This is a genomic window from Cognatundibacterium rivi, from assembly GCF_018139565.1.
Lineage (GTDB): Bacteria > Pseudomonadota > Gammaproteobacteria > Burkholderiales > Burkholderiaceae_D > Undibacterium > Undibacterium rivi.
Window position 1 is genome coordinate 167,978 of record NZ_JAGSPK010000006.1, and the last position, 14,235, is coordinate 182,212.

General features: G+C 50.0%; 15 protein-coding genes. 11 read left to right on the forward strand and 4 right to left on the reverse strand.

Going from position 1 to position 14,235, the window contains the following annotated elements:
- Nucleotides 1-11: 11 nt before the first annotated feature.
- Nucleotides 12-314: an Asp-tRNA(Asn)/Glu-tRNA(Gln) amidotransferase subunit GatC gene (gene gatC / locus KDM87_RS15775; protein WP_212680075.1), complete on the reverse strand. Its 303-nt coding sequence runs from the start codon at nt 312-314 to the stop codon at nt 12-14.
- A 287-nt stretch (nt 315-601) separates the two neighbouring features.
- Between gatC and KDM87_RS15780 the strand changes: the two genes are divergently transcribed.
- From KDM87_RS15780 to KDM87_RS15805, 6 genes are all read left to right on the forward strand, one after another.
- On the forward strand, nt 602-1,645 hold the full coding sequence (locus KDM87_RS15780; protein ID WP_186884353.1) for a rod shape-determining protein: 1,044 nt from the start codon (nt 602-604) through the stop codon (nt 1,643-1,645).
- A gap of 247 nt (nt 1,646-1,892) precedes the next feature.
- Complete coding sequence (gene mreC / locus KDM87_RS15785) at nt 1,893-2,912, forward strand: rod shape-determining protein MreC (RefSeq protein ID WP_212680077.1); 1,020 nt, start codon at nt 1,893-1,895, stop codon at nt 2,910-2,912.
- Nucleotides 2,909-3,427 (forward strand): rod shape-determining protein MreD, encoded by a 519-nt coding sequence (gene mreD, locus KDM87_RS15790; RefSeq protein ID WP_186897638.1) that lies wholly within the window; start codon nt 2,909-2,911, stop codon nt 3,425-3,427. The genes mreC and mreD overlap by 4 nt, the downstream gene beginning before the upstream one ends.
- A gap of 58 nt (nt 3,428-3,485) precedes the next feature.
- A complete protein-coding gene (mrdA, locus tag KDM87_RS15795; protein WP_212680079.1) occupies nt 3,486-5,486 on the forward strand; it encodes a penicillin-binding protein 2 in 2,001 nt (666 codons plus the stop codon).
- Nucleotides 5,487-5,488: 2 nt separating this feature from the next.
- Entirely contained in the window at nt 5,489-6,601 is a 1,113-nt protein-coding gene (gene rodA / locus KDM87_RS15800) for a rod shape-determining protein RodA (protein ID WP_212680081.1), read from the forward strand.
- Complete coding sequence (locus KDM87_RS15805) at nt 6,598-7,683, forward strand: septal ring lytic transglycosylase RlpA family protein (protein ID WP_212680083.1); 1,086 nt, start codon at nt 6,598-6,600, stop codon at nt 7,681-7,683. The genes rodA and KDM87_RS15805 overlap by 4 nt, the downstream gene beginning before the upstream one ends.
- On the opposite strand, the gene rsmI is transcribed toward KDM87_RS15805, so the two are convergent.
- A complete protein-coding gene (gene rsmI, locus KDM87_RS15810) occupies nt 7,680-8,588 on the reverse strand; it encodes a 16S rRNA (cytidine(1402)-2'-O)-methyltransferase (protein ID WP_212680085.1) in 909 nt (302 codons plus the stop codon). The two genes, KDM87_RS15805 and rsmI, sit on opposite strands and share 4 nt — an antisense overlap.
- A 41-nt stretch (nt 8,589-8,629) precedes the next feature.
- Between rsmI and KDM87_RS15815 the strand changes: the two genes are divergently transcribed.
- From KDM87_RS15815 to KDM87_RS15835, 5 genes are read left to right on the forward strand one after another with little or no spacing between them, the layout of a single operon-like run.
- The gene (locus KDM87_RS15815; RefSeq protein WP_212680087.1) at nt 8,630-9,016 is read left to right on the forward strand and encodes a YraN family protein; all 387 of its coding nucleotides are present in this window, start codon (nt 8,630-8,632) and stop codon (nt 9,014-9,016) included.
- A 25-nt stretch (nt 9,017-9,041) separates the two neighbouring features.
- Nucleotides 9,042-9,647, forward strand: a complete 606-nt coding sequence (locus KDM87_RS15820) for a phosphoheptose isomerase (RefSeq protein ID WP_212680089.1) — start codon at nt 9,042-9,044, stop codon at nt 9,645-9,647.
- Nucleotides 9,634-10,299, forward strand: coding sequence for a BON domain-containing protein (locus tag KDM87_RS15825; protein WP_230407835.1), 666 nt, complete (start codon nt 9,634-9,636; stop codon nt 10,297-10,299). Before KDM87_RS15820 ends, KDM87_RS15825 begins: the two co-directional genes overlap by 14 nt.
- A 53-nt stretch (nt 10,300-10,352) precedes the next feature.
- Nucleotides 10,353-10,943, forward strand: a complete 591-nt coding sequence (locus KDM87_RS15830; RefSeq protein ID WP_212680093.1) for a LemA family protein — start codon at nt 10,353-10,355, stop codon at nt 10,941-10,943.
- Between the two features lie 27 nt (nt 10,944-10,970).
- Entirely contained in the window at nt 10,971-12,947 is a 1,977-nt protein-coding gene (locus KDM87_RS15835) for a M48 family metallopeptidase (RefSeq protein WP_212680095.1), read from the forward strand.
- An 85-nt stretch (nt 12,948-13,032) separates the two neighbouring features.
- On the opposite strand, the gene KDM87_RS15840 is transcribed toward KDM87_RS15835, so the two are convergent.
- Complete coding sequence (locus KDM87_RS15840) at nt 13,033-13,458, reverse strand: BLUF domain-containing protein (protein WP_212680097.1); 426 nt, start codon at nt 13,456-13,458, stop codon at nt 13,033-13,035.
- Between the two features lie 17 nt (nt 13,459-13,475).
- A complete protein-coding gene (gene folE / locus KDM87_RS15845) occupies nt 13,476-14,183 on the reverse strand; it encodes a GTP cyclohydrolase I (protein WP_212680099.1) in 708 nt (235 codons plus the stop codon).
- Between the last annotated feature and the right edge of the window lie 52 nt (nt 14,184-14,235).

Below are 14,235 nucleotides of genomic sequence, written 5' to 3' on the forward strand. Positions count from 1 at the left end.
TTCCGTGAAGCTTATTCAATGACCTTAGGCACCAGATACAGGCCGTCCTGCGTTGCCGGTGCCGGCTTTTGGTATTCGTCGCGATGATTGGTTTCCGTAACCACATCCTCACGCAGACGCAGTGCGAGTTCGGGCAGCAGGGCGCCGATAGGGTGGCTCAGTGGTGCGACGCCAGTGGTATCAACGGCTTTTAATTGTTCCGCCAGTAAAAAAATACCATTCAGCTTATCAAGTGTGGAGTTCGCTTCGGAATCGGAAACTTCAAGCTTTGCCAGATTCGCGATGCGGGTAACATCATTAAGTGTCAGTGACATGATTTAAGGGCGCGGCAAGGCGCAAAAGGGTGTCAGAAATAATGCAAAAAAATACAATTTCCGATACTGTATTTTTAGGTGTTGGTATCGGGTAAATTTAAGAAGATTATAAGGTAGAATGGCGGGTTAATGCCCTATAAGGTGCGCTAAATCCCCGAAGTTACCGCGGTCTGGCCTTGAATATGAGGATCAGCTTGATGCAGACAGGGTCAAATTTTGATCAAATTCAGTGGAACAGCGATCTGCTTGAGACGCTGTACACATAATTGTTAAATACAGGACAATACATGTTTGGTTTTTTACGTAGCTATTTTTCAAATGATCTGGCGATCGATCTCGGTACTGCAAATACCTTAATTTATGTCCGTAGTCAGGGCATCGTGCTGGATGAGCCTTCGGTAGTGGCGATACGTCAGGAAGGCGGCCCGAATGGTAAGAAGACCATCCAGGCTGTCGGTAAAGAAGCGAAGCAGATGCTGGGCAAAGTGCCTGGCAATATCGAAGCAATCCGCCCGATGAAAGATGGCGTGATCGCTGACTTTACGGTGACTGAGCAAATGCTCAAGCAATTTATCCGTATGGTGCACGACACCAAATTCTTCAAACCTTCCCCGCGTATCATTATCTGTGTTCCTTGCGGCTCTACGCAGGTTGAGCGTCGTGCGATCCGTGAATCGGCGTTGGGTGCCGGTGCTTCTCAGGTATTTCTGATCGAAGAACCGATGGCAGCAGCGATCGGTGCCGGTCTGCCGGTTTCTGAAGCGACTGGTTCCATGGTGGTGGATATCGGTGGTGGTACGACTGAAGTTGGTATTATCTCGCTCGGCGGTATGGTGTACAAAGGTTCGGTACGTGTCGGCGGCGATAAATTCGACGAAGCGATTGTCAACTACATCCGTCGTAACTACGGCATGCTGATCGGTGAACAAACTGCAGAAGCGATCAAAAAAGCGATCGGCTCTGCCTTCCCAGGTTCCGAAGTCAAGGAAATGGAAGTTAAAGGTCGTAATCTGTCCGAAGGTATTCCGCGTTCTTTCACTATTTCCAGTAATGAAATTTTGGAAGCGCTGACTGATCCGTTGAACAACATCGTTTCTGCTGTTAAAAACGCGCTGGAACAAACGCCACCCGAACTTGGTGCGGATATTGCAGAAAAAGGCATGATGCTGACCGGTGGCGGTGCTTTGCTGCGTGATCTTGATCGTTTGCTGATGGAAGAAACTGGCCTGCCGGTGATTGTTGCCGAAGACCCGTTGACTTGCGTGGTGCGCGGCTCTGGCATGGCGCTGGAGCGCATGGATAAATTGGGTTCCATCTTTTCTTACGAATAAAATTCTGGATCAGGCGGGAGTATGTCACCCCGCCTATGCAGATCAGAGTATGAGTAATACGATCCGGCGAGGCATGGGACCACAATGTATGTGTCTGTGAATGTAATTCATTGCCTTGTCGGTGGGACGCATCAGTTCTGCAGGTAGCAGAGTCGGCATTTATGTCGGCTTTTTGTTTTTTGAGCGCATGCACATAGCCCAGGCTTCTGCTGTGGATAGGTAACCGGTTTCTGACGATTGATATAGTATGGATTACAGTCCGCCACCCCTCTTTAAGCAAGGTGCATCTGCACGTGTCAGAGCCGTTTTTTTTACCGTTTTTGCGGTTTTCCTGCTGGTCGTTGATTCTCGCCTGAATACTTTAACCTTTGCCCGTCAGGTATTAGGAACGGTGTTGTACCCGGCACAAATGATGGCAGTGATTCCTGCCGACATTGCGCGGCAGGTGTCACATTATTTTGTGACGCAAACTGATCTCGAAAAAGAGAATTCCCGCCTGAAACGCCAGCAAATGATCAATGCAGATTCTTTGCAGAAAACGGCTCAGCTCCAGTCGGAAAATAATCACTTGCGTAACTTGCTGGGTGCGCGTGAACGTTTGCCGGTGAAATCAGTTCTCGCTGAAATTATTTATGATGCCCGCGATGCCTCGACCAAAAAAGTCATCGTCGACCGAGGTATCAAAGATGGCGTCGCGCTGGGGCAACCAGTGATCGATGATCTTGGTGTCGTTGGTCAGGTCACGAGAGTTTTCCCATTCACTGCTGAAGTGACGTTGTTGTCGGATAAAAATCAGGCGATTCCAGTGCAGATACTCAGAAATGGTTTGCGCAGCGTGGCGTATGGACGCGGTAAGTCATCCTATCTTGATATGCGCCTGACCTCGAATGCAGATGTCAAAGTGGGTGATCAGCTCGTGACTTCGGGTATCGATGGTATTTATCCCGCCGGCCTGGCGGTCGCAAATGTTGTGCAAGTCGAAAATAAGGCGACGACCACTCTGGAAAACATTTTATGTGCTCCGATTGCTGGTATCGACAAGAATAAGCAATTGTTGATTTTGCAGGTATCGACGACCAATTTGCCGCGCCCTGACACCGAAGATGTGCGGGCGAAAAAAGAAAAATTCAATCGCAAAGTAACCCGTGACACCGCGCCGCCGGGAAGTGATGTGAAACCGGTCGATCATCAGGCGGTCACGCAGGCTGACATGAAAGACGCGGTAAAGGAAGTGAAACCTGAAGATAAAAAGGAGGCAACAAAATGAATCAGCCCCATTACATTTTGTTGCCAGTGAATTCGCTGTTTATTGCGTTCAGTTTTATTGCCGCTTTTTTTCTGAATTTTTTACCTTGGGGTGGCATGGCTGGTGTGCCGGATTTTGTCGCATTGGTATTGGTTTTCTGGAGTATTCATCAGCCGCTCAAGGTGGGAATCGGTGTCGCTTTTGCGATGGGGCTGGTGATGGATGTGCATGATGCGATTTATCTTGGTGAAAACGCACTGGCCTATACCTTGTTGTCGTATTTTGCGATCACAATACACCGGCGTGTATTGTGGTTTCATCCTGTGACTCAGTGCCTGCATGTCTTTCCGTTGTTCCTGTTTGTACAAGGATTGCAGACGGGCGTCCGGTTGTTGATTGCACCAGAAGCGCATTTTCCTGGCTGGTTGTATTTCTCTCAGAGTCTGGTGACGACATTATTGTGGCCGGTAGCAACGCTGATTTTGCTGGCGCCACAACGACGTGCCATCGATAAAGACCATAACCGTCCTATCTGAACCGCTGTGACCGTGTGTCAACAGTGTGCCGCATGCTGCTGAGTAAATTGAAGAAATCATGACTGAACTAAAGAACACCGAGCGCGAGCTTTATCTTTTTCGCCTGCGGCTGATTTTCCTCGGCATATTTGTGCTCGCCTGTTTTTCTGCGTTGGTCACACGTTTTGTCTGGCTACAGATCGTCAAGCATGACGATTACGTTTTACTGGCGGATGAAAACCGCATTGATGTTGTTCCGGTGGTGCCTAACCGTGGCCTGATTCTGGACAGGAATGGCGTCATTCTCGCCAGAAATTATTCAGCTTATACGCTGGAGATTACTGCGTCCAAGATCAATCAGGATATGGACGTGCTGATCGATGAGTTGGCGGATTTAGTCGATATTCAACCTAAGCATCGCAAGCGTTTCCGCAAATTGCTGGAAGATTCCAAGAGCTTTGAAAGTGTTCCCATCCGTACCCGTTTAACCGATGAAGAAGTTGCCCGGTTTACTGCACAACGCTTTCGCTTTCCCGGGGTCGATATACAAGCTCGCTTATTCCGCCAATATCCTCAGGGCGATGTGGCTTCGCATGTGATTGGCTACATTGGTCGTATCAGCACAAAAGATGCTGAAATCATCGATGACATGGAAGACAGTGCGAATTACAACGGGACGGACTACATCGGTAAGGAAGGTCTGGAAAAAAGCTACGAAAAGATTTTGCATGGAAGTACCGGGTTTGAAGAGGTGGAAGTGTCCGCCGGTGGCCGTGCTGTGCGCACTTTATCGCGCACGCCACCGACGTCTGGTAAGAACCTGATTTTGTCGGTCGATATTGAACTGCAGAAAGTCATTGAAGAAGCATTTGGTGATCGTCGTGGTGCGCTGGTCGCGATTGAACCGGCGACCGGTGATGTATTGGCATTCGTGTCCAAACCGACCTACGATCCGAATTTATTTGTCGAGGGAATCGACCAGCAAAGTTGGAACGAGCTCAATACGTCGGAAGACAAGCCGCTGTTAAATCGGCCACTGACCGGAGCCTATCCGCCCGGCTCGACCTATAAACCGTTTATGGCGCTGGCGGCATTGGAACTGGGCAAACGGACTGCAACGCAAGCGATTGCTGATCCCGGTTTTTTTGCGTTTGGTAATCACATTTTTAAAGACGATAAACCCGGTGGTCACGGCATGGTGGATATGTACCGATCGATCGTGCAATCGTGTGATACGTATTACTACATGTTGGCCAATGACATGGGTGTCGATGCGATGCACGATTTTATGAAGCCTTTTGGTTTCGGACAAAAAACGGGTATTGATCTTGAACATGAGCGTACCGGTTTGCTGCCGTCGACTGCATGGAAACGTACTGCGTTTAAAAAGCCTGCACAACAACGCTGGATACCGGGTGACACGATTTCACTGGGCATAGGACAAGGGCAAAATACTTTTACGCCTTTACAGATGGCACATGCAATTGCAACGCTGGCCAATAACGGTGTTGTGATGAAGCCGCATCTGGTAAAGATGACGGAAGATCCTCAAACCCGCGCCCGTACCCTGACGGTACCCAAAGAGAGTTTCCGTATTCCATTGAAGCAGGAAAACATCGATTTTATTAAGAATGCGATGGTGGGGGTAGTGAAAGAGGGAACTTCCGCGCGCGTGTTTGCGAACGCAGAATATGTCTCTGGCGGTAAAACCGGAACAGCGCAGGTCATCAGTATCAAGAAAAATGAAAAGTACGATGCTAAGCGGATGGCGGTCAGACATCTGGATCACTCTTTGTACACCGCATTCGCGCCCGCCGATCAACCTAAAATTGCATTGGCAATTATCGTAGAGAATGGTGGTTTCGGCTCGGAGGCGGCCGCACCTATCGTACGTAAGGCGTTGGATTATTATTTACTGGGAAAACGCCCTGAGGTTAAGGAAAACAAAGAACTTCCTGCACCGGTGCCAAAGGCGCAAAGTGACATGACTCTGTACCGCTCTGATGCTGAAGTAAAAAATCCACCTGAGCCAGCCCCGGGCCCGAAACCCGGTGGCGAAACAACTGGGAATAAGGACTGATCATGCATAATTTCGGTGTCTACTGGCGTTCCTTACGTTCTCGCATCATGGTGTTTGATGCGCCGTTGGCCATCATCATTTTTCTGATTTTATCTTGCGGTGTGGTGACGCTGTATTCTGCAGGGATTGATTTCCCTGGCAGGCTTGAAGATCAGTTGCGTAATATCGTCGTGTCATTTGTCATTATGTGGATAGTGGCGAATATTCCACCACGCACGCTGATGCGGTTCGCCATTCCGATTTACACATTCGGTGTCGCCTTACTGATCGCCGTTGCCGTATTCGGGATGGTGAAAAAAGGTTCGCGCCGATGGATCAATGTCGGCATTGTGATTCAGCCTTCGGAAATGATGAAAATTGCGACGCCGTTGATGCTGGCCTGGTATTTTCAGAAAAAAGAAGGCGCATTACATTTCAAGGATTTTGTCATCGCGACAGTGATACTCGGTGTACCAGTAGGGTTGATTGCCAGACAGCCAGATTTGGGCACAGCCTTATTAGTGGTGGCGGCTGGATTCACCGTGATCTTTCTGGCTGGGCTCTCTTGGAAAGTTTTATTATCGATCGTCGCATTTATCGCCGTGGTGACGCCGACAGTGATCTGGCCATACCTGCTGCATGATTATCAGAAAGACCGGGTGCTGACGATGCTGGATCCAACGCGCGATCCTTTAGGTAAGGGCTTTCATATTATTCAATCGACGATTGCGGTGGGCTCCGGAGGCTTGACCGGCAAAGGCTTGCTCAAAGGAACGCAAGCACATCTGGAATTTATTCCTGAACGTACGACGGATTTTATCTTTGCCGTTTTTTCAGAAGAATTCGGCTTTATCGGTAATGCGGTTCTGGTGACCTTGTATTTTTTACTAATCGTTCGCTGTCTGATGATCGCCGCGAATGCACCCACGATGTTTTCCCGTTTGCTGGCCGGTTCTGTGTCTATGATATTCTTTACTTATGCGTTCGTGAATATGGGCATGGTAAGTGGTATTTTACCGGTGGTCGGCGTTCCATTACCTTTCCTCAGTTACGGTGGTACCGCGTTGGTGACCTTGGGAATGGCGGCAGGAATTATGATGAGTGTGCAGCGTAATCGTAAGCTGGTGCAGACATGAAAATTTTCTTTTCTCAGACAGTCAATTTCAGACGACCGGCCTTGCTGCTGGCGTCAGCGTCATCTGTATTATTAGCCGCTTGCGGCATTGCACCTAAGCAGCCCATCATCATTGCAGATCATCCCCGCCCTGCATCAAGCACTAAATCTGCTACGATGACCGCGCCCGCTCTGCCAAAAGCCAACTCAGGTAAAGGTGGATATTACAAAGATGATGGCCCTGGCGATAATCCACCGGAAGGATTGGAGTTTACGGTCGATCCGATTCCTGTCGTTGAAGATTTTGCGAGGGGCGCTAACCGACCCTACGTAGTTTTTGGCAAGACCTACACACCGATTACCGACACGACTACGCCCTATGTGCAGCGCGGTGTTGGCAGCTGGTACGGTAAAAAATTTCACGGACAGAAAACCTCGTCCGGCGAGCTGTACGATATGTACAAAATTACGGCTGCACATCCTACTTTACCTATTCCATCGTATGCCAGAGTAACCAACCTGTCGAATGGTAAGCAGATTATTGTGCGCATTAATGATCGTGGGCCATTTCATTCAAGCCGCATCGTTGATTTGTCGTACACGGCGGCACTGAAACTCGATATTCTCGGTAAAGGAAGCAGCCAGATTGAAGTTGAGCGTTTACTTCCAGCAGACATCGAGCGTATGGCGGAGAATCGTAAAAATCAGCCACAGACGACAGTGGCTACTGCAAGTAATGACAATGTCGCCAGACCTGCTGCCGTGGTACAGGCAGTTTCAGTACAGGCAAACAATCAAATAACGATGGAGGAATTGCTTGCTGCGCAGGATAATCGCCCAGTAGAAAAACTGACCCCGCCTGTGCAGGCGAGTGGCGGTTATTACCTGCAATTCGGCGCTTACGCAATCCGTTCAAATGCCGAATCCATCATGGCCCATCTGAAAAATCGCATTGAGAACCGCTTGCCGGGTTTTGATATCGTGCAGCAAGGCAGTTTGTATCGCCTCGTCAGCGGTCCTTTCAGCAGCCGTTCCGAGGCAATGTCGGCGATTGCGCAAGCGGGCGATTTGGGTGTCGGACGCCCGCTGGTTGTGCAGCGTTAGTCTGCGGCTTTCATTTCCAGCGCAAGCTGATACAGCGCATTTTTTTTCAGACCGGTCAGTTGCGCAGCTAATCCTGCAGCCTGTTTGACTGAACACTCTTCCAGCAAAATACTGAGCACGCGGCGCGCTTCGCTATCGTCGTTGCTTTCCGCGACCGGCTTGGCATCGACCAGAATCACATACTCGCCTTTTTCGCGGTGGCTATCGGCACTCAGCCACGCTGGTGCATCACTGAGTGCACAGCGGTGAATTTCTTCAAATAGTTTGGTGAGTTCACGTGCCAGCACGATCTGTCTCTCACCGCCAAACACCGTGAGCATCGCCTGAACCGTATCGGTAATACGGTGCGGTGCTTCGTAAAAAATCAGCGTTGCATCTGTGCTTTCAAGCTTGTGCAGCATGCTGTCGCGTTGCCCTGCTTTTGCCGGTAAAAAGCCGACAAAGTAAAAGCGCTCGTGCAATAGCCCGCTGGCAGATAACGCACTGATGGCAGCCGATGCGCCAGGTAAGGGAGTCACATGAACGCCGGATTGCTTCAACACTTCAACGATTTTTGCGCCAGGATCAGAAATCCCCGGCGTACCGGCGTCAGACACCAGCGCAATACGTTCGCCCGCTCGCAGGCGCGTCAGAATTTTTTCTGCAACTTCCCGTTCGTTATGCTGATGTGCTGCGATCAGTGGTTTATTGATACCATAGCGCGAAAATAATTGTGCCGTATTCCGGGTGTCTTCGCAGGCAACCGCATCGATCAGAGAAAGCAGATGCAAGGCTCGTAAAGAAATATCGGCGATATTTCCAATCGGTGTCGCGACTACATATAATGTGCCAGCCGGATATTGTTGTCGGGTGACGGCTTCAATAATGGTATTGCTCGTGAACAGTGTGGATTCTGTGCTATTCATACCTGTTCATTCCAATTTAATCAAAACCAGATTGTACGACAATGAGACGTGCGCCGACGCTGTCAGATGCAAACGAAGACAAACGTACCAGTCGCCGCCGTACAGGCGATGAAGGGGAGTTACAAGCGCTGCACTATCTGGAGCAAGCCGGTCTGCGTTTGATACAAAAAAATTTTTTGTGCAAAGGCGGCGAGATTGATCTCATTATGCGCGATGGCGATAGCCTGGTATTTATTGAAGTAAGAACGCGCAGCTCCATACAATTTGGGGGAGCGCTTGCCAGCGTGACTCCTGCCAAGCAAAAGAAAATGTGGCATGCTGCCCAGGTTTTTTTGCTTCAACAGAGCGGGCAACCTGCATGTCGTTTCGATGTTGTTGCGATTGATGCGGGTAAAATCCATTGGTTACAAAACGTAATTCTAGGCTAGTCCCTGCCTTATAATCTGACACACTATGACAAACCAACTAAACCAACGTATCTTGGCGCACTTTCAAGAAAGTGCTGAATTAAAAATCCAGGCTGCCAACGAACTGGCCGTGCCTATTTCACAGGCCGTGGAACTCATGTTTCTGGCACTGTCTAACGGTAACAAAATCCTGGCATGTGGCAATGGCGGTTCGGCTGCAGATTGTCAGCATTTTGCGGCCGAGTTGGTTGGGCGATTTGAACGTGAACGCTTGCCTTTACCGGCGATGGCGCTGACGACAGATACCTCTATCATGACTGCAGTTGCGAATGATTACAGCTTTCAGGAAGTATTTTCGAAGCAGGTGCAGGCGTTTGGTCAGTCCGGTGATATTTTGCTGGCGATTTCGACTTCCGGTAATTCAACCAGTGTGGTGAATGCAATCAATGCTGCTCTTGAGCGTGATATGCGTATCGTTGCCTTTACCGGAAAAGGTGGTGGTGAAATTAGGAAGTTGTTAAGCGAAGCGGATGTACATATCTGTGTTCCGCATGATCGTACTGCGCGAATTCAGGAAGTGCATTTGTTAACGATACATTGTATTTGCGATGGTATTGATGCCGCGCTATTTGGAGGTGATGCAGATGATTAAAAAAAACTGGAATGGATTGAGCCGTACTCTTGCCACTGTCAGTCTGTGCTGTGCAGCCGCGATGAGCCTGCAGGGATGCGTAGAACTGGTTGTTGGCAGCGCGGTGATGGGGACTTTTGCCGCAAGTGATCGCCGGACATTCGGTGCACAGACTGAAGATAAAGCGATCGTCATCAAAGGTGAAACTCGTCTTGCCAGATCTCTGGGAGATACTGCGCATGTGAATGTGAACGCTTTTAATCGCCGTGTGTTGCTGACGGGTGAAGTCGCCGATGAGCAAACCAAAGCTGCAGCCGAGCGCGAGTTGCGCGGAGTCGAAGGTGTGCTGTCGGTGATGAATGAAATTCAGATCTCCGGTATTTCCAATTTTTCCGCACGTTCAAACGATGCGCTGATTACGACCAAAGTAAAAGCATCGTTGGTGGATACTAAAGATTTGTATGCCAATGCATTTAAGGTTGTTACCGAAGGTAGCGTGGTGTATCTGCTGGGTCGAGTGACGCAGCGCGAAGGTAATCAGGCGGCAGAGGTTGCGGCCAGTGTTGGCGGCGTCCGTAAAGTCGTGAAGGTGCTGGAATACATCAGCGAAGAAGAGCTTAAGGCGATGACTGTTCAGCCGAATAAGACGGACAAAACTGAATCAAGTAATTAAGTGAAACAAGCCGGCGAATTTTCGCTGGTTTTTTATTTTTATCCGGAGAAATTATGATTGCTTTACTCGTTCTGCTGGTCATTATTGCGGTTATCGTATTCTGGGTGATCGGTGTGTATAACCGCCTGGTCAGCTTGCGTAATCGCTTTAAGAATGCGTTTGCACAGATCGATGTACAACTGAAGCGCCGCTACGATCTGATCCCGAATCTGGTTGAAGTCGCTAAAGGCTATATGAAGCATGAGCGGGAAACTCTGGAAGCCGTGATTGTTGCGCGGAACCAGGCGGTGACTGCAAATAGTAAAGCGGTGGTGGATCCGTCAGACGCTGCATCGGTACAGCAACTTGCTGCAGCGGAAGGGACGCTGACTGCCTCGCTCGGGAAAATGTTTGCCCTGTCTGAAGCCTATCCTGACCTCAAAGCGAATGAGAACATGATACAACTGACCGAAGAGCTGACCAGCACAGAAAATAAAATCGCGTTTGCCCGTCAGGCGTACAACGATAGTGTCATGCAATACAACACCGGCATAGAGCAGTTTCCCGGTTCAGTGATTGCGAATTCATTCGGCTTCAAAGCCGGTGAATTATTGCAGGCGACGGAATCCGCCGAAGAGCGTAAAGCGGTCAAAGTTTCTTTTTAATTTCATATCGCCCGGCTCGCAACGGATATGGATTTTTTTGAGCAGCAGGATCAGGCGCACCGCCAGACCAGAAAATTATTGTTTCTGTTTCTGCTGGCGGTGATTGCCATCGTCATTACTGTTAATGTCAGTCTGGCGCTGATCTGGTCATGGGGTTTTGGCGGAGCGCACGGCTCGGTCGCTCCTGCATATCCACGTGGATTTTTTCTCGTCAACACCTTTGTGACCTTGCTGTTTATCGCTGGGGGAACTTTGTTTGAAACCTGGCGCCTGCGCGACGGCGGCGATGCGGTTGCAAAAATGGCTGGCGGCAGATTGGTGATGCCATCGTCGACCGATGTACGTGAGCGTCGCTTGCTGAACATCGTTGAAGAGATGGCATTGGCATCAGGCATCGCTTGCCCGCGTGTGTACATTCTGGACAACGAAGACGCGATCAACGCGTTTGCCGCTGGCTATCACCAGAATGAAGCGGTTGTTGCTGTGACGCAGGGCACCTTATCCCGACTCAGCAGAGATGAGTTACAAGGCGTGATAGGGCATGAATTCAGCCATATTCTGAATGGCGATATGCGTATGAATATCAAGCTGATCGGGATCTTATTTGGCATACAGATGATCGCTGGCCTGGGACAGGAATTACTCTACTGGGGCGCACGTTTTGGCAGTTCCCGCAGTCGTGACGATAAGGGGCCACCGTTGCAAATCATTATGCTGGCGGTTGGCGCTGCACTGTTTGTGATCGGTTACGTCGGTATTTTTTTTGGTCGCCTGATTAAGTCTGCGGTATCGCGTCAGCGTGAGTTTCTGGCCGATGCAAGTGCAGTGCAATTCACGCGCAATCCCGACGGGATAGGCGGCGCCTTGCGTAAGATCGGTGGGCTGACTGCAGTCAATCATTGTGGTTCGCGCATTGATAACCCGCACGCGGAACAACTGTCGCATTTATTTCTTGGCGCCGCCCGGCCGCAATTATTATCCGGTTTGTTTGCAACGCATCCCCCTCTGGAAGAGCGTTTAAAACGTGTTTATGGCAGAAATGTGGCATTTCTTGATGCCAGCGTGATGTCAGAGGACACTGCTGCGCAGAAAGAGTTACCAGAGGGTGTTTATGGTTTTGGTGCACGCAACGTCGAGGCGGTGCGGCAGGCGGCGATTCCGCCGCGCTCAGCGGTAAATATGAGTGGCACTCAGCAACCGGGCAGCGTTGCTGTACAGACTGACGAACGGCGTAAGATGAGCTTCAGTCCTGTGCTGTTGCAAGCTGCGCGTGATACGCAATTTGCCTGTGCCCTCGTCTATGCAATGCTGCTGGATCGTAATCAGTCGGAGGCCTTCGTTGTGCAACAGAATCTGATCCGTCAGGTAGCGAATTCTCAGGCAAACCTGGCGCAACAATATCTGCTTGAAATCGAAGCGATGAAAAACGGCGTTCGCTTGCCTTTACTGGATTTGGCGATGCCGGCCTTAAAACTGCTGACAACGCCGGAAAGAGCGCAGTTATTGTCATTGGCAGCTAAGTTGATTGCCGCTGATCAGCGTATGACACAGGCAGAATTTGTTGTGCTGGCTGTGTTAGAGCGCCGCCTTGGGCCGCAGGCCGGGCGTTCGGTTCCCGTGCGCTACGCCAACGTTGCAGCGTTGCGGTCAGAGGTCTGTTTACTATTATCTCTGGTGGCGCACAGCCATACTCAGCAAAATATCGCAGAGGCCGCGTTTATGCGCGCTGCTGCCATTTTGCCTGAGCTGGAATTCAGTTCTGCAGATTTGATGGCAACGGCCTCTTCCGATTTTTTCGACGTCAGGCAGGCACTGGAAAAAATACATCAACTGGCTCCACTCGCCAAACCCTTCCTGATACGCGCAATGCTGGCTGCTGCAGCGCGAGCGCCGGACGTTCATATCGAAGCGCCGGTCGCTGATTTATTGCGCGGCGTCTGCGCTGCGATTGATGCGCCGGTACCGGAAGCGGTTGTTAATGCCGGTGGCATTAGCAGCAACTGACAAATAAAAAAAGTCGGTAAGCACTGCGTGTTCCAGTGTTTACCGGCTTTCCTTTATTTATTTGCAGAGGTTTACTGTGCTGATGTCAGGTGCGCCCGACGATCGATGCGGTCGCCATTAATTCATCTATCAGCGACAGCAGCATTTTCCCGGACATCCCATGTGGATCTAACACCGGCAACGGTGAATATTTCAGCAGAATAGATGGGTTAATTTTGCTCATGTTGGCCTGTCCCATAGTCCAGCCCGCATAGCGACGCTCTGTGATTTCTTCATAATCAAGCAGCATCACATCTTTGTGGCGGGGATCGCGCAAGATATGCGCATACAAGCTGTTGACTGCCTCGCGTCCGCCTTCCAGTACTTGCATGAACACTTGGTCAGTATGGCACAGCACACCGGTGATGCCATTCGCCGGATTATGCAGACGTGATTGCTGCATAATCAATTGGACGGTATCGCAAGTTTTTTCATCAACGGCACGGCTGGCATATAGCAGGCGGACTAACATGATCTTTCCTGTCTGGATTAACGTTTAATGAGGGATAAAAATTCGCGGCGCAGATTCGGATCTTTCAGGAACGATCCGTGCATGACGCTGTTAATCATTTTTGCTTCGGTGTCTTTTACACCGCGCCAGTGCATGCAAAAATGATCGGCTTCCATGACGACGGCGAGGCCATCCGGTTGCATTTTTTCTTGCAGAGCGTCTGCCAGTTGTACAACCGCTTCTTCCTGTATTTGCGGGCGACTCATGATCCATTCCGCAATCCGCGCATACTTGGATAAACCGATCAGATTGGAATGCTCATTCGGCATCACACCAATCCAGACTTTCCCCATGATCGGACACAGATGATGCGAGCATGCGCTGCGAACGGTAATCGGACCGATGATCATCAATTCATTCAAATGTGACGCATTTGGAAATTCAGTCACCGAAGGCATGGGTACGTAACGACCGCCAAACACTTCATTGATGAACATTTTAGCGACGCGGCGTCCGGTATCCTGAGTATTGTGATCGCTTTCAGTATCAATCACCAGGCTCTGCAATACCGCGCGCATTTTTTCTTCGACTTCCGCCTGCAATTCCGCAAGCTCACCAGGCTCAATAAAGCGGGCGATGTTATCGTTGGCATGGAAGCGTGTTTTGCTCGCCTGTATCCGTTCACGGATGCGTTGCGAGACCGGGATATTGACCGCTTTGTAAGCGATGGGGGTATCGTTAGACATTGCAGTATTCCTATCAGGAAGGCTGATTACTCGAGCGCGTATGGTAACTGAA